General features: G+C 71.2%; 22 protein-coding genes and 2 pseudogenes. 19 read left to right on the top strand and 5 right to left on the bottom strand.

The window, feature by feature from the left end:
- Positions 1–16 precede the first annotated feature (16 nt).
- The 9 genes and pseudogenes from ACZ7OH_RS13975 (at position 17) to folK (ending at position 9,056) form a co-directional block, all read left to right on the top strand.
- Positions 17–1,417, top strand: a complete 1,401-nt coding sequence (locus ACZ7OH_RS13975; RefSeq protein ID WP_470281146.1) for a hypothetical protein — start codon at positions 17–19, stop codon at positions 1,415–1,417.
- A 60-nt stretch (positions 1,418–1,477) separates the two neighbouring features.
- Complete coding sequence (locus ACZ7OH_RS13970) at positions 1,478–2,263, top strand: ESX secretion-associated protein EspG (protein WP_470281145.1); 786 nt, start codon at positions 1,478–1,480, stop codon at positions 2,261–2,263.
- A 120-nt stretch (positions 2,264–2,383) separates the two neighbouring features.
- Positions 2,384–3,199: an ESX secretion-associated protein EspG gene (locus ACZ7OH_RS13965; RefSeq protein ID WP_470281144.1), complete on the top strand. Its 816-nt coding sequence runs from the start codon at positions 2,384–2,386 to the stop codon at positions 3,197–3,199.
- Between the two features lie 202 nt (positions 3,200–3,401).
- Entirely contained in the window at positions 3,402–5,816 is a 2,415-nt protein-coding gene (gene ftsH, locus ACZ7OH_RS13960; protein WP_470281143.1) for an ATP-dependent zinc metalloprotease FtsH, read from the top strand.
- Positions 5,794–6,057 (top strand): annotated as a pseudogene (locus ACZ7OH_RS13955) (GTP cyclohydrolase I); the annotation flags it as partial. The gene ftsH and the pseudogene ACZ7OH_RS13955, both read left to right, overlap by 23 nt.
- 972 nt (positions 6,058–7,029) lie before the next feature.
- Positions 7,030–7,374, top strand: a pseudogene (folE, locus tag ACZ7OH_RS13950) (GTP cyclohydrolase I); the annotation flags it as partial.
- 35 nt (positions 7,375–7,409) lie between these two features.
- Positions 7,410–8,216 carry a dihydropteroate synthase gene (folP, locus tag ACZ7OH_RS13945; protein WP_470281446.1) on the top strand — a complete coding sequence of 269 codons (807 nt, stop codon included), beginning with the start codon at positions 7,410–7,412 and terminating at the stop codon, positions 8,214–8,216.
- Positions 8,209–8,568 carry a dihydroneopterin aldolase gene (gene folB / locus ACZ7OH_RS13940; protein WP_470281142.1) on the top strand — a complete coding sequence of 120 codons (360 nt, stop codon included), beginning with the start codon at positions 8,209–8,211 and terminating at the stop codon, positions 8,566–8,568. Before folP ends, folB begins: the two co-directional genes overlap by 8 nt.
- Positions 8,565–9,056: a 2-amino-4-hydroxy-6-hydroxymethyldihydropteridine diphosphokinase gene (gene folK, locus ACZ7OH_RS13935; protein ID WP_470281141.1), complete on the top strand. Its 492-nt coding sequence runs from the start codon at positions 8,565–8,567 to the stop codon at positions 9,054–9,056. The genes folB and folK overlap by 4 nt, the downstream gene beginning before the upstream one ends.
- Before the next feature lie 78 nt (positions 9,057–9,134).
- Here folK and ACZ7OH_RS13930 read toward each other — a convergent pair whose 3' ends face one another.
- Complete coding sequence (locus ACZ7OH_RS13930; protein WP_470281140.1) at positions 9,135–10,070, bottom strand: helix-turn-helix domain-containing protein; 936 nt, start codon at positions 10,068–10,070, stop codon at positions 9,135–9,137.
- Positions 10,071–10,190: 120 nt separating this feature from the next.
- On the opposite strand from ACZ7OH_RS13930, the gene ACZ7OH_RS13925 reads away from it, so the two are divergent.
- The 7 genes from ACZ7OH_RS13925 to ACZ7OH_RS13895 all read left to right on the top strand — a co-directional run bounded on the left by ACZ7OH_RS13925 (position 10,191) and on the right by ACZ7OH_RS13895 (position 17,598).
- Positions 10,191–10,652 carry a DUF3180 domain-containing protein gene (locus ACZ7OH_RS13925; RefSeq protein WP_400896284.1) on the top strand — a complete coding sequence of 154 codons (462 nt, stop codon included), beginning with the start codon at positions 10,191–10,193 and terminating at the stop codon, positions 10,650–10,652.
- Positions 10,653–10,721: 69 nt separating this feature from the next.
- A complete protein-coding gene (locus ACZ7OH_RS13920) occupies positions 10,722–12,938 on the top strand; it encodes a DUF6779 domain-containing protein (RefSeq protein ID WP_470281139.1) in 2,217 nt (738 codons plus the stop codon).
- 312 nt (positions 12,939–13,250) lie between these two features.
- On the top strand, positions 13,251–14,354 hold the full coding sequence (locus ACZ7OH_RS13915) for a PrsW family intramembrane metalloprotease (RefSeq protein WP_470281445.1): 1,104 nt from the start codon (positions 13,251–13,253) through the stop codon (positions 14,352–14,354).
- 90 nt (positions 14,355–14,444) lie between these two features.
- Positions 14,445–15,404 (top strand): Rossmann-like and DUF2520 domain-containing protein, encoded by a 960-nt coding sequence (locus ACZ7OH_RS13910; RefSeq protein WP_400897530.1) that lies wholly within the window; start codon positions 14,445–14,447, stop codon positions 15,402–15,404.
- A complete protein-coding gene (gene panC / locus ACZ7OH_RS13905) occupies positions 15,401–16,306 on the top strand; it encodes a pantoate--beta-alanine ligase (RefSeq protein ID WP_470281138.1) in 906 nt (301 codons plus the stop codon). Before ACZ7OH_RS13910 ends, panC begins: the two co-directional genes overlap by 4 nt.
- 9 nt (positions 16,307–16,315) lie before the next feature.
- A complete protein-coding gene (gene panD / locus ACZ7OH_RS13900) occupies positions 16,316–16,813 on the top strand; it encodes an aspartate 1-decarboxylase (RefSeq protein ID WP_086674446.1) in 498 nt (165 codons plus the stop codon).
- A gap of 5 nt (positions 16,814–16,818) precedes the next feature.
- The gene (locus ACZ7OH_RS13895) at positions 16,819–17,598 is read left to right on the top strand and encodes a type III pantothenate kinase (protein WP_400896278.1); all 780 of its coding nucleotides are present in this window, start codon (positions 16,819–16,821) and stop codon (positions 17,596–17,598) included.
- Here ACZ7OH_RS13895 and ACZ7OH_RS13890 read toward each other — a convergent pair.
- Positions 17,595–18,161 carry a TetR/AcrR family transcriptional regulator gene (locus tag ACZ7OH_RS13890; protein WP_470281137.1) on the bottom strand — a complete coding sequence of 189 codons (567 nt, stop codon included), beginning with the start codon at positions 18,159–18,161 and terminating at the stop codon, positions 17,595–17,597. The two genes, ACZ7OH_RS13895 and ACZ7OH_RS13890, sit on opposite strands and share 4 nt — an antisense overlap.
- Positions 18,162–18,199: 38 nt before the next feature.
- Between ACZ7OH_RS13890 and ACZ7OH_RS13885 the strand changes: the two genes are divergently transcribed.
- Positions 18,200–19,051, top strand: a complete 852-nt coding sequence (locus ACZ7OH_RS13885) for an SDR family NAD(P)-dependent oxidoreductase (protein WP_470281136.1) — start codon at positions 18,200–18,202, stop codon at positions 19,049–19,051.
- Here the strand turns inward: ACZ7OH_RS13885 and ACZ7OH_RS13880 are convergent.
- Positions 19,014–19,439: a DUF6640 family protein gene (locus ACZ7OH_RS13880; protein ID WP_470281135.1), complete on the bottom strand. Its 426-nt coding sequence runs from the start codon at positions 19,437–19,439 to the stop codon at positions 19,014–19,016. The genes ACZ7OH_RS13885 and ACZ7OH_RS13880 overlap by 38 nt on opposite strands.
- Positions 19,440–19,472: 33 nt before the next feature.
- Entirely contained in the window at positions 19,473–20,225 is a 753-nt protein-coding gene (locus ACZ7OH_RS13875) for a class I SAM-dependent methyltransferase (protein ID WP_470281134.1), read from the bottom strand.
- 75 nt (positions 20,226–20,300) lie between these two features.
- Between ACZ7OH_RS13875 and lysS the strand changes: the two genes are divergently transcribed.
- The gene (gene lysS / locus ACZ7OH_RS13870; protein WP_470281133.1) at positions 20,301–21,812 is read left to right on the top strand and encodes a lysine--tRNA ligase; all 1,512 of its coding nucleotides are present in this window, start codon (positions 20,301–20,303) and stop codon (positions 21,810–21,812) included.
- Positions 21,813–21,946: 134 nt separating this feature from the next.
- Positions 21,947–22,297, top strand: a complete 351-nt coding sequence (locus tag ACZ7OH_RS13865) for a histone-like nucleoid-structuring protein Lsr2 (RefSeq protein ID WP_086674451.1) — start codon at positions 21,947–21,949, stop codon at positions 22,295–22,297.
- Positions 22,298–22,403: 106 nt separating this feature from the next.
- Here ACZ7OH_RS13865 and ACZ7OH_RS13860 read toward each other — a convergent pair whose 3' ends face one another.
- Complete coding sequence (locus ACZ7OH_RS13860) at positions 22,404–23,237, bottom strand: DUF6597 domain-containing transcriptional factor (protein WP_470281132.1); 834 nt, start codon at positions 23,235–23,237, stop codon at positions 22,404–22,406.
- Positions 23,238–23,260: the final 23 nt, after the last annotated feature.

The following is a 23,260-nucleotide window of genomic DNA, read 5'->3' as shown; positions in this document are numbered from 1 at the left end:
GGGGGATTTCGAAATCATGGCTCCGAACCACAGCAACCAGCCGGCGGCGACGACGACCGACCCGGGCTCACTCGTCCCGCTCGGCGACAACGGGGCGTCGCAGAACATCGTCGACAACGCCCGCGGCAGCGCCGGCGGCTTCGACATGGGCAGCGACCGCGCGATCGCCAACCCGCCGAACTGGAACGCACAGGCCAGCCAGCAGCTCTACAACGGCGCGGTCAACAACAACGACCCCGGCACAGCCGAGGCGACCGGGCACGCCTGGGCGCACCACGGCTCCGAGCTGAAGCAGGCGTCGGACCACCTGTACAACGCGATCTCCGAGCTGGGCAACGCCTGGGTCGGCCGCGGTGCCGCGGGTGCGCAGGGCGCGCTGGTGGCCATCGCCAACTCGGGCTCGCAGGCCTCCGACGCCGCGCACACGATGTCCGACCGGCTCGCCCGGCAGGCCGCGGCGGCCGCCGAGGTCAAGAAGATGCCGGCCCCGAAGGACTACGACCCCAAGCAGGCCATGGCGGCCGCGCTGGCGGGCGGCCCGGCGGCGCTGATCGCCGACCAGAAGGCGCAGGCGGACGCGGCCAACGACGTCAAGGCGCAGCAGGTCGCGTTCTTCAACGCCTACACCAAGTCGATGAGCGAGGTCGACAGCTCGACCCCGAGCTTCGGCCCGGAGTCGCTCGGCATGAAGCCGACCGGTTCGCACAACTCGGTGTCGTTCGGCGGGATCAGCACCGTCGGCAGCACCGGCCCGGTCCAGGGCCTGTCCGGCGCGGGCGGGGCGGTGTTCGCCTCGAGCGGTGCGGGCTTCGGCGGCCACGGCGGCGCGTTCGACGCGCAGCACGCGGCGGTCGGCCCGAACGGCGTCCACGGCGCCGGTGCCGGCGGCTTCGGCCACGACGCGGCGGCGCTCGGCGGCGACGGCACGGCCGGCCCGGGTGGCACGGCCACCGGGACCGGCGCGGGCACGACCACCGGCGCGGGCCACGTCACCACGGGTGCCGGCCACCAGGGCAGCGGCAACCCGCTGAGCAAGATCGGCATGGGCCTCGGCATCGGCGGGGCCGCGGGCGGCCTCGGTGCGCTCGCTTCGCGCGCGCTGGGCAAGGGCGGCAAGTCGGGCGCGAAGGCGAACGACACGTCGCTGGCGTCGGCCGAGGGCCAGAGCGCCGCGTCGGCCCAGGCGCCGCAGCAGGGTCTCGTCTCGTCCGCGGGCACGATCGGCGGGCAGACCCCGCCGCCGATGAGCCCGGGCATGGGCGGCATGGCCCCGCACGGCGCCCAGGGCGAGCAGGACGAGGAGCACACGCACGCGTCCTTCCTCATCGAGGCGGACCCGGACGAGGCCTTCGGCGCCAACCAGGCCACCCCGCCGCCGGTGATCGGCGCGTGGTCCGAGGACGACGAAGACCGCTGATCCTTTCCGGGCCGGGCACGCCGACCGCGCGCCCGGCCCGTTTCTCCTGGGGGTGGCTCGATGCCGAACGCTGAGCTGCTCACCCCGGTCGAGGTGGACTTCCTGTGGGAGTCCGCCGGGCTGGGCGAGCTGCCGTACCCGCTGCGCGTCCGCTCGCACGGGGAGACCGTCGACGAGCGGTCACTGCTGCGTCAGCGCACGTTGGAAGGCCTGGCCGCGCGCGGGCTGGCCGACGGCCGCGGCCGGCCGGAACCGCACGTCGAGGACTACTTCGGCGTGCTGGCGCAGGCCGAGCTGAGCCTGGACGCGGTCCAGCTGATCGCCCCGGACGCCGAGCCGCTGCTGGCGATCGCCGGCGTGCTGGGCGGCCACGGGCTGCTGGCGGTCCAGGACACGCGGGGCCTGCACCTGCAGCCGTGCCCGGTGGACGGCCTGGCGAGCGCGATCGTTTCCCTGCTCCCGGGCGCCCCGCGCGGCACGGAGAAGTCCGTGACGGTCCCGCTGGAGCAGCTGGTCGGCGCCCACGGCGTCGACTTCCTGTCCCGCCGCGGCAACGGCGACGAGCGCGCGTCGGCCGACGAAGACCGCAAGGCGCTGGCGAAGCTGCACGCCCAGCCGCGGCTGCGCGGTGGCCAGATCGCGGCCAACGCGCGCACGCGCGTGGGCGGCCGCACCCGGACCCCGGTGCTGAGCTGGTTCGACACGGAGACGGGCCGCTACTTCACCCAGGCGACCCGCGGCCGCGACGGCCGCGACTGGATCACGATCGCTCCCGCCGACGCGGCGACCCTGCGGCACCGGCTGGGCGAGATGCTGGCGGGAGCCGCGCAGACCAGCACGGTCTGACGGCCGCTCCGTCGCCTCTGCCAAGATCGGGCTCCGGCTTTCTCCGAGCGTGCTCGTCCGGCGATCACTTTTCGTCGGTGGTGCGGGCTACGCTGAGCAAGAGTCCGATCCGGGAGAGTAGTGATGCAAGAGTTCTTCTCGCCGCTCGCGTTCGACTTCCTCTGGGAGTCGGCGCAGGTCGGTGAGCTGCCGTACCCGCTGCTGGTCCGGTCGCACGGCGCGACCGAAGACGAGCGCGTCTCGCTGCGCCACCGCGTCGACGCCGAGCTGAAGGCCCGCGGCATCCGCGACCCGCGCGGCCGGCTCGCGCCGCCGATCGAGGACGCCCTGCACCTGCTGGCCTTCGCCCCGCTGACCATCGACGCCCTGCACATCCCGCAGTTCGAGGCGCCCACCATCGGCGTGCTCGCGGCGGCCGACGACACGCTCGGCGTGCTCGCGGTGCAGGACGCCGACGGCATCTGGCTGCGGGACGTCCCGAAGGACGGGCTGGTCTCCGCCGTCGTCGGGGTGCTCCCGCCGGGGCCGCGCGGGAGCGAGGCGTCGGTCACACTTCCGCTGGACGAAGCCCTGCGCACCGCGCCGATCCGGGTGCCCGTGTCCCTCCCCTCGAACCCGGGTGAGGAGCGCGGGCGGGCGCGGCGGACGCCGCTGAGCGAACGCGTCACAGCGGACCCGAAGGAGGCTTACGGGCGCATCTCCGGGCAGCCGCGGCAACGCGGCGGTCAGCTGGCAGCGAACAGCCGTTCGCAGGTCGGGGCCAAGCAACGGTCCCGGGTGCTGGCCTGGTTCGACACCGCGACCGGGCGCTACCTCAGCCTCTCCCGCGCAGGTACGGACGGCCGCGAGTGGGTCACGGTCGCCCCCGCCGACCCGGCGACGCTGCGGACCCGGCTGGGCGAGATGGTGAGCAGTGTGTCCGACGGCACGCGCTAGCGTGACCACGGCGGACGCCGGCCGGGAACCCGGGCGCGGTATCGCCCGTTGACCTGCGAGAGGCTCACAGGGGATGAACGCGGCAGCGGACGGTACCCTGATGGGACGGCAGCCCGGGCACCACGGGTTGTCAAGATCGTGATGGCGGGTATCACAGGAGCCGCCCAACCAGGGAGGGTCGAGGCCACCAGGGCCGAGTCGTATGAACCGGAAGAGCGTGCTCAGGAACCCACTGCTGTGGATCGTCGCGGGGTTGCTGGCGTTGTTCGCGTACAACACGATCTTCGACAGTGATCGTGGGTACACCCAGGCACCCATCTCGGTGGCGAACTCCCAGATCTCCTCGAACAACGTCAAGGAAGCCAACCTCGAGGACAAGGAACAGCAGCTCAAACTGCTGCTGAACAAGCCTGTCGACGTGGACGGCCAGCAGGTCACCCAGATCATTTCGCAGTACCCCTCGGACGCCACCCGCCCGATCTACGACTCGTTGATCGCGGCGAAGAACGGCGGCCAGCCGATCAAGTTCACCACCAAGGTGACCCAGCAGGGCGTACTGACGCAGATCCTCATCTTCGCCATCCCGCTGGCCCTCGTCCTGGGCCTGCTGATGTGGATGATGAACAACGCCCAGGGTGGCGGCAACCGCGTCCTCAACTTCGGCAAGTCCAAGGCCAAGCAGCTGAACAAGGACATGCCCAAGACGACCTTCGGGGACGTCGCGGGTGCCGACGAGGCCGTCGAAGAGCTGTACGAGATCAAGGACTTCCTGCAGAACCCGGCGCGATATCAGGCGCTCGGCGCGAAGATCCCGAAGGGCGTGCTGCTCTACGGGCCGCCCGGTACCGGCAAGACGCTGCTCGCGCGAGCCGTCGCCGGCGAGGCGGGCGTGCCGTTCTACACGATCTCCGGCTCGGACTTCGTCGAGATGTTCGTCGGTGTCGGTGCTTCGCGAGTGCGTGACCTGTTCGAGCAGGCCAAGCAGAACGCGCCGTGCATCATCTTCGTCGACGAGATCGACGCGGTCGGCCGCCAGCGCGGCGCCGGCCTCGGCGGCGGCCACGACGAGCGCGAGCAGACGCTGAACCAGCTGCTCGTCGAGATGGACGGCTTCGACGCCCGCGGCGGGATCATCCTGATCGCGGCGACGAACCGGCCCGACATCCTCGACCCGGCGCTGCTGCGCCCCGGCCGGTTCGACCGGCAGATCCCGGTGTCCGCGCCCGACCTGCGCGGCCGCAAGGCGATCCTCGAGGTGCACGCCAAGGGCAAGCCGATCGCCCAGGGCACGGACCTGACCAGCCTGGCCAAGCGGACCGTCGGCATGTCCGGCGCCGACCTGGCGAACGTGCTGAACGAGGCCGCGCTGCTCACCGCCCGCCAGAACGGGCACGTGATCACCGACGTGGCGCTGGAGGAGTCGGTCGACCGCGTCGTCGGCGGCCCGGCGCGCAAGAGCCGGATCATCTCCGAGAAGGAGAAGAAGATCACGGCCTACCACGAGGGCGGGCACGCGCTCGCCGCGTGGGCGATGCCGGACATCGAGCCGGTCTACAAGCTGACGATCCTGCCGCGCGGCCGGACGGGCGGGCACGCGCTGCTCGTCCCGGAGGACGACAAGGACCTGATGACCCGCTCCGAGATGATCGGGCGGCTGGTCTTCGCGATGGGTGGCCGCACGGCCGAGGAGCTCGTCTTCCACGAGCCCACCACCGGTGCGTCCTCGGACATCGAGCAGGCGACGAAGATCGCCCGCGCGATGGTCACCGAGTACGGCATGAGCGCCCGGCTCGGCGCGGTCAAGTACGGCCAGGAGCAGGGCGACCCGTTCCTCGGCCGGTCGGCCGGCCGGCAGGCGGACTACTCGCTCGAGGTGGCGCACGAGATCGACGAGGAGGTGCGCAAGCTCATCGAGACGGCGCACACCGAGGCGTGGCACGTGCTCAACACCTACCGCGACGTGCTCGACGAGCTGGTCATCGAGCTCCTGGAGAAGGAGACGCTGACCCGCAAGGACCTGGAGCGGATCTTCGCGACGGTCGAGAAGCGCCCGCACATCACCGTGTTCAACGAGTTCGGTGAGCGGACGCCGTCGGACAAGCCGCCGATCAAGACCCCGGGCGAGCTGGCGATGGAGCGCGGCGAGCCGTGGCCCCCGCCGGAGAAGGAGAAGCCGGTCCTGAAGCCGGAGCCGACCCCGGTCGGCACCGCCCAGGGCGCGGGCGACCTCCCGGGCGGCCCGCCGTACCCGGCGCCGGCCGACCCGAACGCCAACCCGTACGCCCCGCCGCAGCCGGGCGCCTACCCGAACGGCGGCCGTCCGTACGGCGGCTCGAACGGTGGCCCCAACGGTGGCCCCAACGGGACGGCGCACTGGCCGCAGAACTACGGCGGCCAGCAGCCGGGCAGCTACCCGCCCGGCCAGAGCGGCCCCCCGAACTACGGTGCCCCTCCGGGCTGGACGCCCGCGACCTCGCCGGGCGGTCAGCCGGGCCAGTCGTGGCGGCCCGGTGGTGAAGAACGCCCTCGTGAGCACGGCTGGTTCGCCGACCAAGCCGGCAACCAGCAGAGCGAGGGGGAGCGTCGTGACGTGGATGGACCAGAAAAGCCCCAGTGACGCCGACCGCCCGGTCTTCGACCAGGACCGGGCGGAGAAGGCGATCCGCGAGCTCCTCTTGGCGTGCGGCGAAGACCCGGAGCGGGACGGTCTCAAGGAGACCCCCGCCCGGGTGGCCCGCGCCTACCACGAAATGTTCGCCGGGCTGTACACCGAGCCGGACTCGGTCCTGGACCGCACCTTCGACGAGTCCCATGAGGAACTCGTGCTGGTCACGGACATCCCGATGTTCAGCCAGTGCGTGCCCAGCAAGCAGACCGTGAACGCCGTCGGCGGCCGCAAACAGGCCGCTGACGTGCAGGTTGGCGACAAGCTGTGGACGCTCGTCGGCGGCAACGTCGAAGAGACCGAGGTCACCGAGATCAGCTCGCACCAGACGCGTGAGCTGGTCGAGGTGAAGACTTCAGTGGGCAAGTTCCGCGTTACCCCCGACCACCCCTTGGCGACGCCGGAAGGCTGGAAGGAAGCCAAGGACGTCGAGGGCACGTTCATCGAGTGGACGCACGCCAAGAAGCTCTGCCGCGACCGGTGGCGGCCGACCCTCGGGTACGACTTCGGCTACGTCGTCGGCACGGTCTGCGCCGATGGCACGGTCGCGGATCGCTATGTGTCCCTTGTGGTCAACGACCGCGACTACGCGAAGAAGTTCGCGGAGTCCCTGCACCGCGCGTTCGGGATCGACGCGAAGGTCGAACCGACCTCCCGGCCGTCGGGCTACCTGGAGCGGGATCTGCCGGGCTTCCGGGTCCGGGTGGTGTCGTCCTTCCTAGCCGATCTGATGCGGCAGTACGTCGGCGGCGACGCGCACCACATGCGTCAGCGGTTCCCGATGGTCGTCCTCAACGATTTGTCGACCTTCAACGGCTTCCTCGACGGTTACGTCGACGGGGACGGACACCGGAGCAAGCACTCGGCCGGCCGCATCATCGCGAGCGCCAACACGCCGTTCCTCGAAGACCTGGCGACGGTCATCGGTGCCCGCTTCACCGCCAGCACCGGCGATCCCGCGTCGCGGTTGTACGTCGCGGACAGCTGGTTCCGGAAGCACGGTTTCCCACAGGACGACTACGCGACCGATCTGATCGAGTCCGAGTACGTGAAGGTCGAGTCGGTGACACCGGTGACGGCGACCGGCACCAAGCCTTACACGGTCTACAGTTTCAAATGCGATCCGCATCCGACTTTTTTGATTGCGGGACATTTAACTCATAATTGTGAGCACCACCTCGTGCCCTTCCACGGCGTCGCCCACGTCGGGTACATCCCGAACGCCGCCGGGAAGGTCACCGGGCTGTCCAAACTGGCCCGGCTCGTCGACCTCTACGCCAAGCGCCCGCAGGTCCAGGAACGCCTGACCTCGCAGGTCGCCGACGCCATCGTGCGGAAGCTCGAGCCGCGCGGTGTCATCGTCGTGATCGAAGCCGAGCACCTCTGCATGGCCATGCGCGGCATCCGGAAGCCCGGTGCCCGCACGACCACCTCCGCCGTGCGCGGGCAGCTGAAGGACTCGCCGTCTTCGCGGGCGGAGGCGCTCGACCTGATCAAGGCGCGCCGGTGAGCGTGGGGCTTCCCGCTCCCGGCCGGTGCGTCGTGATGGGCGTGCTGAACGTGACGCCCGATTCCTTTTCGGACGGTGGCCGCTACCTCGGGCTCGATCAAGCCCTGGAGCACGCGCGCGAGATGTGGGCGCGCGGGGCCGACCTGATCGACGTCGGTGGCGAGTCGACGCGGCCCGGGGCGGCTCGGGTGGACGCCGACACCGAGATGCGGCGCATCCTGCCGGTCATCCGCACCCTCGCCGGCGAAGGGATCGCGCTGTCGGTCGACACCACCCGCGCGACCGTCGCCGCCGCGGCGCTCGAAGCCGGGGCACACATCGTCAACGACGTCTCGGGTGGGCTGGCCGATCCGGACATGGCGCGCGTCGCCGCGGACAGCGGGGTGCCGTGGGTGCTGATGCACTGGCGCGGGCACAGCAAGGACATGCAGGCGCTGGCGTCCTACCAGGACGTCGTCGCCGACGTGCGGGCCGAGCTGTTGTCCCGAGTGGACGAAGCCCTCGCCGCCGGGGTCGCCGAGAGTGCGATCGTGCTGGACCCGGGCCTGGGTTTCGCGAAGAACGCCGAGCACGACTGGGCGTTGCTGCGCGGGCTGGACTCGTTGCTGTCGCTGGGTTTCCCGGTGCTCGTCGGGGCTTCGCGCAAACGGTTCCTCGGCCGGCTGCTGTCCGAAAAGGACGGCACACCGCGGCCGCCGGACGGCCGTGAGGACGCCACCGCCGCCATCTCCGCCCTCGCCGCCGCGGCCGGAGCGTGGGGCGTGCGGGTGCACGAGGTCGGGGCGTCGCTGGACGCGGTCGCCGTGGCCGCCGCTTGGTGGAAGGGTTCGCCGGATGTCTGACCGGATCACGCTGACCGGCCTGCGCGTGTTCGGCCGCCACGGCGTGTTCGAGCACGAGAAGCGGGACGGGCAGGAGTTCGTCCTCGACATCACGGTGTGGCTGGACCTCGGGCCGGCCGCGGCGTCGGACGACTTGACGAAGACGCTGCACTACGGCGAGCTGGCCGAGCTGGCGGCGGGGATCGTCGCGGGTGAGCCGTACGACCTGATCGAGAGCGTCGCGGGCAAGATCGCCGACGAGGTCATGCGCGACGAGCGGCTCGGCGCGGTCGAGGTGACGGTCCACAAGCCGTCGGCGCCGATCCCGCTGACGTTCGACGACGTCGCGGTGACGGTCCGGCGCGACCGGTGAGCCGCGCGGTGCTGTCGCTGGGCTCGAACCTCGGCGACCGGCTCGGGTTCTTGAAGCTGGCGCTGGACGCGGTGCGGCCGGCACTGGTCGCGGTGTCGAGCGTGTACGAGACGAAGGCGTGGGGCGTCGAGGACCAGCCGGACTTCCTGAACGCGGTGTGCGTGGTCGACGACCCGGCGCGCGACCACTGGGCGTGGCTGCGCACGGGCCAGGCGGCGGAGCAGGCGGCGGGCCGGGTCCGCGAGCTGCGCTGGGGGCCGCGAACGCTCGACGTCGACGTCGTCACCGTGGACGAAGTCGAGTCGGCCGACCCGGAGCTCCTGCTGCCGCACCCGGGAACGCCGGACCGGGCGAGCGTGCTGATGCCGTGGGTGGAGATCGAGCCGGCGGCGGTGCTGCCGGGCCACGGCCCGATCGCGGAGCTGCTGAAGGCCCGCCCGGCCGACGAGGTGGCGACGGTCCGCCGGACGGGCTTCGAGCTCCGCTGAAACATGGCTCATCGGTGAACCGGGGGTGTCCGTTACCCGTCACCCCCGGCCCGTCGCCGAGTTGTCGTTCCGGTGCGGTCAGCCGCGCAGGGCTTCGATCATGAAGCCGACGGCCGGCCGGGTCGTCGGGAACGGGGGCCAGCCGTTGATGATCCCCAGCAGCTTCCAGTAGTGCTCGGCTCGCGCGTCGCCGCTCGTGGCGAAGCGGTCGGCCAGCTCGCGGCGGAACTCGGGTGACGCCGGGTCCTGGTCCGGCCGGGCCGACGTCGCCGCGATGTCCGCCGCAAGCGTTTGCCCCACCTCTGACGTGGGAGCGTCGCCCGCGGCCAGCGCCTCGGTCGCCCGCGCGACCCACGCGTCCCAGTTCTCGCGCCACGCCTCCGCGGGCTGCTGGAACTCACCCGACTTGATCTGCGCCGCCTGGGTTTCGCTCATGCCGCGGATCAGCGCCCGGAACTCCGGGTCCTGCACCAGCTCGGCGAACTCGATCCAGGCCTCCAGCTGCTCCGGCGACGGGTCGTCCGGCAGCTCCGGCTTGCCCGCGCGCATGCGCTGGTAGAACTCCTGGTCGATCGCGAGCCCGGACACCATCTCGTCCCAGAACTCGTCGACCAGCCGCTTGCGCTCTTCGTCGGACATCGACGCGAGACGGTTCATCAGTTTCACTTCCTCCAGCTCGGAATCACGCTTGGCCACCGCGCGCAGCACCGCCCGGCGCAGCCGCAGGCGCCGGATCTGCTCGTCCAGCGCCTCGACGTGCCGGGTCGCCAGCTCGCCGACCGTCGCCGACTGCGTCAGCGCCGCGGAGACGTCGGCGAGGCCCAGCCCGAGCTCGCGCAGGGTGCGGACCAGCTCGAGCCGGGCCATCGCCGCAGCGTCGTAGAGGCGGTAGCCGGCGTCGGTCCGCTCGGTCGGGGGCAGCAGGCCCTCGTCCGAGTAGAAGCGGATCGTCTTGACCGGCAGGCCGGTCCGCCGGGCCAGCTCGCCGATGGTGAAGGTCGCGGTGGTGCCCACAAGACGCATCTTGAACTCTCCAGTCAGGGGAGAGTCAAATCTAATCTTCAGGGGGTCCGGGTGGCGAAGCCCCCGGCCCGGGGCGAAGCCCCGAACGACACAGCTCGGTACGGTTGTCCTATGCACTTCACCCGGCCTCGCGACCTGGTGGTGGCCGGGCTGCTCGGCCTGGTCCTCGGCTACCTCCTCTTCGTCGTCGCGTACGGCTCGCTGCCGCAGCTGCCGACGTTCGCCGGCGTCACCTTCGCCGTGCTGGCCCTGGTCGAGGCCGGGCTCGCGCTCTCCATCCGCTCTCGGATCAAGAACGGCCGGGTCGTCGCCGCGATCGGGATCGCCCGGTCGGTGGCGCTGGCGAAGGCTTCGTCACTCGCCGGGGCGTTCATGGGCGGCGCCTGGCTGGCCGCGCTCGCCTACGTTTTCCCGCGACGTGACGAACTCGTCGCCGCGGTTCTCGACACCCGCGCCGGCGTGGTCGGCGTCGTGTCCTCCGTAGCCCTGGTAGCAGCGGGTTTGTGGCTCGAACACTGCTGCCGGACCCCGCGCGACCAAGATCGGGAGCACACCCGCGGGACGACCGGTTAGCGCTGGAATCCCACCGCTCGCGGGACCGAGTAGGTCTCGTTCGGATTACGAGCAGGTACGGTGTCAGGCATGACCGGCGTGGGTGACGACTCGCGCGGCCGCCTACTGGGCAGGCCGTGGCTCGTCGTCGGCTTTGTCCTCGCCATCGGAGCCACCCTCGCACTGGTGCTCAGCGACGATCTCCGCTACCTCAGGCTCGGGATCGTCGCCGCCCTCTGGGCTGCCCTGATCGGCGCTTTTCTCGCCGTGAAGTACCGCAAGCACGCGGCACAGAGCGAGGACGCGGTCGCCGAGGCGCAGGCTGTGTACGAACTGGAGCTGGAACGCGAGATCGCGGCCCGGCGTGAATTCGAGCTGGAGGTGGAGGCCGAGAACCGCAGCACGGCCGACTCCAAGGGCCGCGAGGAGCTGGAGGCGCTGCGCGCCGAAGTCTCCGCGCTGCGCGACAGCCTCCAGTCGCTGTTCGGCGGTGAGGTGCTGCTCGAGCGCGTCGCGCTGACCGCGCAGGCGACCCGGATGCGCAAGGTCTCCGACGAGAACCGGATGATCCCCGACGCCGCGCCGAAGAAGAAGCCGGCGCAGCTGATGGCCGGGAAGAAGCCGGCCGAGCCGGGCGAGCGGCCGACCGAGCTGATCGACCGCGTGCTCGACGAGCGGCGCCGCAAGGCCTCGGGCGGGAAACCCGGCAACGGCAAGGGCCTCGGCAAGGGCTTCGGCGGCAAGCCGGTCCCGAAGGCCCCGGCGAACGTATCCGCGCAGAGCACCCAGCAGATTTCGCGGCCGACGCCGCTGAGCGACCGCCGCCCGCCGGTGCCGGCGGTGGACCCGGCGCTGAACGCCGCGCAGCGCGAGCTGAAGGCCGCCGAGCTGCGCGCCGAGGCGGCCCGCCGCCAGGCCGAGTCGCAGCCGATGCGGCTGCCGAAGCCCGAAGAGGTCGGGAAGCCCGAACGCCGTCCCGAGGCGGCCGTCGAGCCGACGCGCCAGGTGCCGCGGCCCGAGCCGAAGACCGAGATCCGCCGCCCGACGGAGCCGAAAACGGAGATCCGCCGTCCCGAGCCGCCGCCCGCGCGCCGCGCGGAGCTGTCGCGGCCGGCCATGCGGCCCGCCGAGGTTTCGCGGTCGGACTTGCCGCGCGTCGAGGCGCCGCGGCCGGGCGAGGTCTCGCGGTCGGACATCCCGCGCGTCGAGCGGTCGATGCCCGACATCCCGCGGGTCGAACGCTCGATGCCGGCCATTCCGCGGGTGGAAATGTCGCGTCCGGACATCCCGCGCGTGGAACGCTCGATGCCCGCGATCCCGCGGGTGGAAATGTCGCGTCCCGACATTCCGCGGGTCGAGATGTCGCGCCCGGACATCCCGCGCGTGGAGATGTCGCGTCCGGACCTGCCGCGCGTCGGCAACGGGCCGCGCAAGCCGCCCGAGCCGCCGCGTCCGGCGCCCGCCCGCCCCGCCCCGCCGGTGAAGCCGTCGGAGATGTCGCGGTCGGACATCCGGCCGGTGACCGACCTGAGCGCCGCTTTCCAGAACCGGGACGACTTCGCCGAGCGCCAGCGGCCGAACCGGCCGAAGCCGCCGGAGCCGAAGACCCCGCCGATGCCGCGGGACGCCTCGGCGTCGCGTCGCGACCTGCCGCCGGTCGTCCCGCCGACGACACCCGTGCCGAACAACCCGCCGGCCTCGCGGCAGCCGTCGCGCACGAACCTGCCGCCGGTGGTGCCGCCGACCACGCCGGTCCCGGCCGCCGACGGCCGCCGTCCGTCGCGGCTGGAGCAGTTCTCGCGGGCGGACATGTCGCCGATCCTCGACGAGCCGGCGTCGCGGCACGGGGGTTCGCACCGCGCGCCCACCGAGGCCGCGCAGGCCGACGCGCCGCTGGTGAACCCGACGCTGCCGGAGTCGGTCCGCAACTACCAGGGCCGCTCGGGTGGCCGCCGCCGCAAGCCGGACGAGTCGCAGCAGATGCCGGCCGTGCCCGCCGCACCGGAGCCGACGGGCGGTGGCCGCCGCCGTCGCCCGGACGGCGAGCCGCCGGCGTGGGAGGGCATGGTCGCCGAGCGGGCGTCGATGTCGCGCCGCAACATGACCCCGGTCGACCCGGCGGACGTGGAGCAGAACGGCAACGGCCACAACGGCGCGAGCAACGGCCACGCCCGCAACGGCCACCGGTCGGCCGAGGCGCCCCCGGGCAGCGGTTCGCACACGGCGGGCCGGTCGGTGAGCGAGCTGCTGGCCGCGAACGGCGGAACGGGCTCGACGCCCCGCCGCCGTCGCCGCGCGGAGGACTGACGCGCCGCTCGGGCCCCAAGCGCCCCCAATGCGGCCTTGGGTGCGCGAGCCGCACCGAATGTGGCCTTGGGTGCTGGGACGCAACCCAATGTGGCCTTCGGCTGTGACGCAACCAAGGCCACCTCGGGTGCGTGGCACGCACCGAAGGCCGCCTTGGGGCGCGCCAGAGGCGCCCGGCAGGCTGAAACCGGCGCCGTGTGTGCCAGGTGGCGTTCACGTTCCTGTCCGGTCTGCGTAGGGTGACCGGCTGTGAGCGGAACCCTCTCGCCCGCGACGGGACTCGACCGGGGACGGCGGCCTCGCCGGATCACCGTGCTGCTGCCGGTGCTCGGCCTGATCGTGGTCGCCCTCTGCGGCCTGTTCCTCTTCGGCCTGGCCACCGCGCGGGTCGGCCCGCTCGCCGTCACCATCGGCGTCCTGGCCGCGCTCGTGCCGGTCGCCGGGGTCGTCGCCGGGTTGCTCTGGGTCGACCGCTGGGAGCCCGAACCGGCGAAGTTCCTCCTCCTGGCCTTCGCCTGGGGCGCCTGCATCGCGACCATCACCGCGCTGCTCATCAACACCACCGCCGAGGCCGTCGGCGACGAGCTGCTCGGCAAGGGCAGCGGCAACACCATCGCCGCGCTCATCTCCGCGCCGGTCGTCGAGGAGGCCGCTAAGGCCCTCTTCGTCGTGCTGATGCTCTGGCGCCGCTCGGAAGAGTTCGACGGCGTCGTGGACGGCGTCGTCTACGCCGGCTTCAGCGCCGCCGGGTTCGCGTTCACCGAGAACATCTACTACTTCGGCCGCGCGTTCGCCGACTACGGCTTCGGTGACGGGCACAGTCAAGGCGTCATCACGGCGTTCTTCCTCCGCGGCGTCCTCGCGCCCTTCACACACCCGCTGTTCGCCGTGCTCACCGGCATCGGGATCGGCATCGCCGCGCGGACGTCGGCGAAGGGGCTGAAGGTCCTCGCCCCGATCGCCGGCTACCTGGCCGCCGTCTGCCTGCACGCGCTGTGGAACAGCGCCGCGCTGCTCGGCGGGTCGAAGTTCCTCACCGTCTACTTCCTGATCATGCTGCCGCTGTTCCTCGGCGTGCTCTACCTGGTCGTCCTGCAACGACGGCGGGAGCAGCGCATCATCGCCACCGCGCTGCCGCACATGGCCGCCGCGCGGTGGATCGCGCCGTCGGAGGTCGACCTGCTGGCCAGCCTGCCCGGGCGGCGGGCCTGGCGGCGGCAGGCGAAACGCCAGTCCGGCAAGCGCGCCGCGAAGGCCGTCGCCGTCTACCAGGCCAGCGTGACCGAGCTCGCGTTCCTGGACCGGCGGGAGCTCACGACCGACGACGACCGGCAGCGCCAGCAGGAGCTGCTGCGCACGTTGAAGGCCGCTCGCGCGGAGGCGACGCGCCTCGCCGACGAGGCTGCCCGAGGGTGACCCAGTCCGGGTGAAGCTGGTCACCCGGGCTCAACGCTTCGCGCTTAATCGAGTTAGTCTCGCGCCGTTCGTCCGGTACCCGGAAAGGGACTGGAACGAGAGCAGAGGGAGTCTGCCAACCATGAGCGTCCACAGGCGCACGCCATGATGAGGCCCGCTCGCCTGGCGGTCGGCGTCGTGTCCGCCGGCCGGGTGGGCAGTGTGCTCGGTGCCGCGCTGGCCCGGGCGGGGCACACCGTCGTCGCCGCCTCGGGGCTGTCCGCCGCGTCGCTGGGCCGTGCCGAACGCCTCCTCCCCGACGTGCCCCTGCTGCCGCCCGATGAAACCGTCCGCCGGGCGGACCTGGTGCTGCTCGCCCTCCCCGACGACGCGCTGGCCGGCATGGTCCGCGGGCTCGTCGCCACCGAGTCGCTGCGGCCCGGCCAGATCGTCGTGCACACCTCCGGCGCGCAGGGCATCGACGTGCTCGCTCCCGCCGCCGAAGCCGGGGCGCTGGCGCTCGCGCTGCACCCGGTGATGACGTTCACCGGCCGCGAAGAAGACCTCGAACGGCTGGCGGCGTGCAGCATCGGCGTCACGGCCGCAGCGGACGACGAAGCGGCCTGGAACGTCGGCGAGGCCCTCGCGGTCGAGATGGGTGCCGAGCCGGTGCGCATCCCCGACTCCGCGCGAGCGCTCTACCACGCTGCGTTGACCCACGGCGCGAACCACCTGATGACGCTGGTCGCCGACTGCGCGGAAGTCTTGCGGGAGGCGGGAATCGGGCATTCCGAGCGCCTGGTCGCACCACTGCTTTCGGCGGCGTTGGATAATGTGCTGCGACACGGCGACCGCGCCCTCACCGGGCCGGTCGCGCGTGGCGATCTCGGCACCGTCCGCAAGCACCTCGCGGTGCTGGCGGACCGGGCGCCGGAGGTGGAGCCGGCCTATCGCGCGCTGGCCAGGCGCACGGTGGCGCGTTCGTCGGCTGCCGGGCTGCTGGACACCGCGGCCGCCAAAGACCTCACCGAACTCCTCGACGATCCCGCCGAAGGGCACCAAGACCAGTGACCACACCGAAATTCAGCCGCGGCACGTTGAACACGTTTGCGTCGCCGGAGCAGATCAGCCAGGTCAGCCGGGCCCTGCACGGCGTCGGCCGCAAGCTGGCGCTCGTGCCCACCATGGGCGCGTTGCACGCCGGGCACCGCGAGCTGATCCGCCGCGCGAAGCGGCTGCCGAACAACGTCGTGGCCACCTCGATCTTCGTCAACCCGCTGCAGTTCGGCGCGGGCGAAGACTTCGAGGCCTACCCGCGTCCGCTGGAAGCCGACTTGGCCGTGCTGGGCGAGGACGGCGTCGAAATCGCGTTCACGCCCAGCGCCGACGCCCTCTACGGCGAGGGCGCGGTCGTGACCGTGCACCCGGGCCCGCTCGGCGACGAGCTGGAGGGCGCGGTCCGGCCCGGCCACTTCGCCGGCGTGCTGACGGTCGTCGCGAAGCTGTTCAACCTGCTTCGCCCCGACTACGCGCTCTTCGGCGAGAAGGACTACCAGCAGCTGGTCCTGATCAAGCGGATGGTGCGCGACCTGAACATCGACACGCACGTCATCGGCGTGCCGACCGTGCGGGAGCGCGACGGGCTGGCGCTGTCGTCGCGCAACGTCTACCTGACGCCCGAACAGCGTGAAGACGCCGTGGTCCTGTCGGCCGCCCTCACCGCGGGCGCGTTCGTCGGGCGCGACGGTGCCGAGGCGGTCCTCGAGGCCGCGTGGAAGACCCTCGCCGCGCGGCCCGCGGTCGAGGTGGATTACCTGGAGTTGAGGGGAACCGACCTCGGGCCCGCGCCCGTCGACGGTGAGGCACGACTGTTGATCGCGGCCCGGGTGGGGAGTACCCGGCTGATCGACAACGTTCCGGTGTTGCTCGGCTCCGCCGTCGAGCACCCGGAGCGGCTGGACGCAGGGGAATAGGAGTCCACTATGTACCGCACCATGCTCAAGTCGAAGATCCACCGCGTCACCGTGACCCAGGCCGACCTGCACTACGTCGGCTCCGTGACGGTCGACGAGGACCTGATGGAGGCCGCGGACCTGCTGCCGGGCGAACAGGTGTCCATTGTGGACGTCACCAACGGCGCGCGGCTGGAGACCTACGTCATCAAGGGCGAGCGCGGCAGCGGCGTGCTCGGCATCAACGGCGCCGCGGCGCACCTGGTGCACCCGGGCGACCTGGTCATCCTCATCTCCTACGGGCAGATGGACGACGCCGAAGCCGCGACGTACGAACCGCGCGTGGTGTTCGTCGACGCCGACAACCGGATCGTCCACCGGCACGCCGATCCGGGCTACGCGCCCGAGGGGTCGGGGCTGCTGTCCGGCACGGTGACGCTGCCGCCGGAGGAGGAGACGGCGGTGTTCCCGGTCGCGGAGACGGCCGACGCCCGTCGCCTCGACGCGCTGCTGCACGCGGAAAGCTGACCCGCTTGCTGCTCACCGTCGACGTCGGCAACACGAACATCGTCCTGGGGCTCTGGTCCGGCCACGATCTGGTGGGCGACTGGCGCATGCGGACGGACGCGCGCATCACGGCCGACGAGCTGGCGTTGACGGTGCGCGGCCTGCTGGGCCCGCACGCGGATTCCGTGACGGGCATCAGCGCGCTCTCGACGGTGCCGGCGGTGCTGCGCGAACTGCGCGTGATGCTTTCGCGCTACTACGCGGCCATTCCGAAGATCGTGGTGGAGCCGGGCGTCCGCACGGGTGTGGCGCTGCTGGTCGACAACCCGAAGGAGGTGGGCGCGGACCGGCTGGCGAACACGCTGGCCGCGCACCACCTCCACAGCGGCACGGCGTGCGTGGTGGTCGACTTCGGCACGTCGACCAACGTGGACGCGATCTCGGCGCGCGGCGAGTTCCTCGGCGGCGCGTTCGCCCCGGGGATCGAGATTTCGGTGGACGCGCTGGCGTTGCGCGCGGCGGCGTTGCGGAAGGTCGAGCTGGTCCCGCCGCGGTCGGTGATCGGGAAGAACACCGTGGAGTGCCTGCAGTCGGGGATCCTCTACGGGTTCGCCGGGCAGGTGGACGGGCTGGTCAAGCGGATCGTGCGCGAGCTGTCGCCGGGCGGGACGGAACCGGTGGCGGTGCTCGCGACCGGCGGCCTGGCGCCCTTGGTGATCAGCGAGTCGGAGACGATCACCGACCACGTCCCGGACCTGACGCTGCTGGGGCTGCGGCTGGTCTACGAGCGGAACATCCGGCCTTAGTGCTTGATCGCGTCGACGAGCGTGCGCACGAGTTCTTCGCCGTCGACGCCCCACTTCTCCTCGGCCAGGTGGCCGCTGAGTTCGAGCCCGGCGATGCCGTGCGCGCTCGACATGAGCAGGGCGCCGTAGCGGCGGGCGCTGGCCTCGCCGACGAGGTCGGCGACGGCGTCGAGGTACTGGTGCTCGACGCGGCTCGCGGCCTTGGCGGCGTCCGGCGCGTCGGCCGGGGTGCTGAACATGAGTGCGTAGAGGTGCGGTTGCCGCCGCCCGAGCCCGATGAGCGCCAGGAGCGCTCGTTCGAGCGTCTCGGCCGGAGTCGCGTCCGGGGCGGCGCGCAGGTGTTCGACCTCGTCGGCCAGGGAGTCCCAGGCGTCGACGGCGAGCTGGGTCAGCAGGTGCGCCTTGTCTTCGAAGTGCCCGTACGGCGCGCCGCGCGAGACGCCGGCCCGGGCGCCCACCGCGCGCAGCGTCACGGCGTCGGGTCCGCCTTCGTCGAGTAGCTCGGAGGCGGCGCGCACGAGCGCGTCTCGGGTCGCGGCCGCGCTTTCCGCTCGGGTCACCATGGTTGACATTGTCACATGAGTTCTGGACAGTAGTTCGTATGACAACGTCACACGAACTGATGGTCGTCACCGGGGCTTCGACGGGGTTGGGTCTGGCGACCGCCCGCTCGCTCGCCGCTCGCGGCTACCACGTCTTGGCGGGCGTCCGCCGTGAAGCCGACGCGTCCGCTATCCAGGCTGAAGGCATCTCGCCGGTGATCCTGGACATCACGCGGCCTTCGGACGTCGCTTCCCTCGCTGCGCGGGTGTCCGACGCGGGGCTGCCGCTGCGTGCTCTGATCAACAACGCGGGCATTTCGGTGAACGCGCCGGTCGAGGCCTTGCCGCTCGACGAGTGGCGGCGGCTGTTCGACGTGAACTTGTTCGGGCACGTCGCCGTGACGCAGGCGCTGCTGCCGTTCCTGCACTCCAGCGGCGGGCGGATCGTGAACATCAGCTCGGTGGGCGGGAAGGTCGCGATGGCGACGTACGGGCCGTACGCGGGGACGAAGTTCGCGCTCGAGGCGGTCAGTGACGCGCTTCGCCGCGAGCTGGCGCCGCACGGGGTGGAGGTGGTCGTGGTCGAGCCGGGCGCGGTGCGGACCGAGATGGGCTCGCGGGGTGCCGCCACCGCGACCGGTCTCGCTTCGGAGATGAGCGCAGAGCACCAGCGGCGCTACGGCGGGCTCGTCGAGGCTGTGGTCGCTCATTCGTTGCGGTTCACCCGTGCGGGCATGCCGGCGGAGAAGGCCGGAAGCATCGTGGCCGACGCGGCTACGGCGCGCCGGCCACGAACGCGCTACGCGATCGGGCGGGACGCGGGGTTGTTGACGCGGTTGGTGCGCGTGCTGCCGGACCGGGTGCTCGATCGGATCACCGCGGCGACGCTGCGGCCGTACTTCCCGCGCTGAGTCGCCGCCGTTCGAGGACGTACCCGAGCGCCGTCACCGCCAACGCCGGGAAGGCCACTTTGGCCTGCGGGAACCGTCCTTCGCCCGGCGGGTCCACGGCCTTCGAACCCGGGTAGGCGAGGGCGGAGATCTGCGTCAGCCAGTACAGCGACGCCAGCGCGGCCCCCGCGTCGAGCCCCGCGCGGGTCGGTGCACGCCACAGCTGCCACAGGCTGGTGACGCCCAGCGCGAGCCCGAGGCTCATGGTCTGCCCGTTGTGGAACTTCGCGTGCGGTGGCCAGGCCGGGTTGTGCACGTGGGTTTCGTTCCAGTCGGCACGGTACGGGCCGACGGCGGTCACGAGAGAGGTCAGCGAGATCAGGGCTCGCCCCAACGATTTCCTGCTCATCCCCGCAGTATCGAACCTCCAGTTCGATCGAGGTCAATGCCGCCGGGCGCGCAGTCCCCACGTGACCAACGGCAGGTCGAACTCGCCGCTCGCCGTCGCCGGATTCGCCGCCAGGAACGCGCTCAGCCTCGTCAACAGCGCCGATGACTCTTCCGGTGCCGACACGATCACCATCGAATACGTCGCGATCGTTTCCAGGAGGCTCTCCGCCGTGCGCCGTTGCGCATGGTGAAACGAGTCGCTTTCGAACGGTTCGAACTCCGGGTGTTCCACCTGCCGCAAATCTTCCGTGGACGCCGGGCTGCGGGCGCCTTCGCGGCCGAGTTCGGTGAACTTCGCCACCCACGGCACCGATTCGTCTTCGTAGTTCCACATCGGCACCAGCACGCCGCCCGGGCGCAGCACGCGCGCGATCTCCGTCATCGCCGCCGGCACGTCGAACCAATGGAACGCCTGGCCGACGAAAACCGCGTCGACCTCCGCGTCGGGCAACGGGATCCGTTCCGCGCGGCCCGCCAGCGACGTCGCCGACGGCACCACCCGGCCCAGTTCGGCGCGCATTTCCGGGTCGGGTTCGACCGCGGTCACGGCGAGTCCGAGCTCGGCGAGCCCGAGGGTGAGCTTGCCCGTTCCGGCGCCGAGGTCGAGCACCCGGCGCGGTGTTCCGGTCGCGCCCGAAAGGCCCCATTCGATCGCTTCCCGCGGGTAGCCGGGCCGGTGCTCGGCGTACGCGGCGGCGCGGCTGCCGAAGGAGGAAGCGCGCTCGGCGCGGGAGGGATCACTCACCGGGCCAGGTTAATGGAGGGAAAGGAAAGGTAATCCGGTTGGCGTAGCGCTCAGCCGGGTTCGTACGCTATGGGCATGACCGAAAAGCCCCCTCCCACCAGCGAGCCCGCCGAAGACGAACTGCCCGAGCAGATGCGGGTGCGCCGGGAGAAGCGCGACCGGATCCTCGCGGAGGGTATCGATCCCTACCCGGTCGAGGTCCCCCGGACGCACTCGCTCGCCGAGGTGCGGGCGGCGCACGACGGACTGCCCGTCGACACCGCCACCGGCGAGACCGTCGGCGTCACCGGCCGGGTGATGTTCCTGCGCAACACGGGCAAGCTGTGCTTCGCGAGCCTCCGCGAGGGCGACGGCACCGAGCTGCAGGCCATGATCAGCCTGGCGAAGGTCGGCGAGGACGCGCTGGCGGCGTGGAAGTCCGACGTCGACCTCGGCGACCACGTCTTCGTGCAGGGTGAGGTCATCACCTCCAAGCGCGGCGAGCTGTCCGTGATGGCCGACTCCTGGCGCATCACGTCGAAGGCGCTGCGCCCGCTGCCCAACGCCTTCAAGGACCTGGCCGAGGAGACGCGGATCCGCCAGCGCTACGTCGACCTCATCATGCGCCCGCGCGCGCGGGACGTCGTGCGCACGCGCGCCGGCGTGGTCCGGTCGCTGCGGGAGTCGTTCCACCGCCGCGGGTTCACCGAGGTCGAGACGCCGATGCTGCAGACGCTGCACGGCGGCGCCGCGGCCCGCCCGTTCGTCACGCACTCGAACGCGTTCGACATGGAGCTGTTCCTGCGGATCGCGCCGGAGCTCTACCTCAAGCGCTGCGTCGTCGGCGGCATCGAAAAGGTCTTCGAGATCAACCGCAACTTCCGGAACGAGGGCAGCGACTCCTCGCACTCGCCGGAGTTCGCGATGCTCGAGTACTACGAGGCGTACGCCACGTACGACACCAATGCGGTGATGACGCGAGAGCTGATCCAGGAGGCCGCGCAGGCGGTGCTGGACACCCAGGTCGTCACGCTGCCCGACGGTTCGGAGTACGACCTCTCCGGCGAATGGACCACACTCGGAATGTACGAGTCGTTGTCCGATTCCCTCGGCGAAGAGGTGACGCCGGAGACGCCCGCCGCCAAACTGCACGGATTCGCGCAGGCCAGGGGCCTGGAAGTGGATCCGAAGCTCGGGCACGGGAAGCTGGTCGAGGAACTGTGGGAACACCTCGTCGGAGATCACCTGCACGCACCGACGTTTGTCCGTGATTTTCCGCTGGAGACGTCGCCATTGACGAGGCAGCACCGCTCGCGGCCCGGCGTCGCCGAGAAGTGGGACCTCTACGTGCGCGGATTCGAACTCGCCACCGGATACTCCGAGCTCGTCGATCCGGTCGTCGAACGGGAACGGCTCACCGAACAGTCCCGGCTGGCCGCGCAGGGCGATAGCGAAGCCATGCGGCTCGACGAGGATTTCCTCCGCGCCCTGGAGTACGGAATGCCGCCCAGCGGCGGTGTCGGAATGGGGATCGACCGGCTGCTGATGGCGCTGACCGGTCTCGGTATCCGGGAGACGATCCTCTTCCCGCTCGTGCGACCCGAATAACCCGGCAGTGTCGTTTACCGCAATGAGATTTGCGCTGTCCTCCAGAAGCGGGTACTAATGTTCTAGACAAAGTCTTCTGTCCGGGGCTCGCCCCGTAACCAGATCATTGCGCAAGTCCCCGCAGGAGGAATCGGATGGCACAGAAGGTGCTCGTCTCGCTGGTCGACGACCTGGACGGCAGCGAGGCGGAAGAGACCGTCGAGTTCGGTTTGGACGGCGTGAGCTACCAGATCGACCTCTCTTCGGAAAACGCCGAAGAGCTGCGGGACGCGCTCGCCCAGTACGTCGAGCACGCCCGTCGCGCGGGTGGCCGCAAGCGCGCTTCGGTGCGTCCGGTCGCGGGCAAGGGCCCGTCCCGTCCGGCCGCCGTCGACCGTGAGCAGAACCAGGCCATTCGGGCGTGGGCGCGCAAGAACGGTTACGCGGTTTCGGACCGGGGTCGGATCCCGTCCGAGGTCGTCGACGCCTACCACAAGAAGAACTGAGGACCCTTCCGCCGGACCGGGTGATCGCAGGTCACCGGGCCGGCCGGAAACTCCTCGAAGCGGGGTTCAGCCGAAGCCGCCGGGCGAATTCGCCCGGCGGCTTTCTTCATGTCCGGTCGCTGTCCGGTGTCCGTTCGCTGTCCGCCCGCGCCGTGCGGGCGTACTCCGCGGGCGGCTGGCCCGTCACCGCCCGGAAATCGCGGATGAAGTGCGACTGGTCGCTATAGCCCAGCCGAACCGCCAGTCCGGCGTAATCCGGCTCACTTTCGGTGGCGATCCGTTGCGCGGCGTCGTTGAGGCGGTATATCCGGATCGCCCACTTGGGCGTGCAGCCGACGTGTTCGGCGAACAACCGCTGGACGGACCGGGTGGTTAGTCCAGTATCGGCGCACAGTTGCGCCACCCGGGTAATTCCGGGATCCCGTGCGATTGATTCCACGGACTCGGCGGCCCGTCGCGCGGCCGGCGAGAGCTCGACGGGATTTGCGATCAGCAAGTTGTCGATCGCGTGGACCATTTGCGTGTCGTCGGCCGCGTTCTGCACCGATTCCGCGGCTTCGATCGCCTTCCGTCCGAAAACGTCCGCGAGCGGGACAGCGCGGTCGGTGATGTCACTCACCGGGCCGCCGAGGAACGCGCGGAAGCACCCCGGCCGGAAACGCACGCCCAAGCCCTGGACGCGGCCTTCGAGGCGGTGGGAAAAGACGTCGTGCGCCGGGCCGTGGACGCCGGAGGCGCCGGGGAAGAACGTGACGTGCACCGCGAGGTTCGGCAGGACGCGCTGGTCGTAGGCCGGTTTGCCGCGCAGGTCCCAGTGCAGCACCCAGTGGTAATCGACGAATTCCGCCAGCTCGGGCGCGGGTGCGTACCGGGTCAGCGTGAACATCGTGCGCGCGGTGGCTTCGGCCACGATGCCGCGCGGGATCCGGTGCTCGCCCACCGGCCAACGGTAGCTGTCGCGTT

The organism is Amycolatopsis sp. NPDC114478 (assembly GCF_055633805.1).
This window is presented reverse-complemented; position numbering and strand designations above follow the sequence as displayed.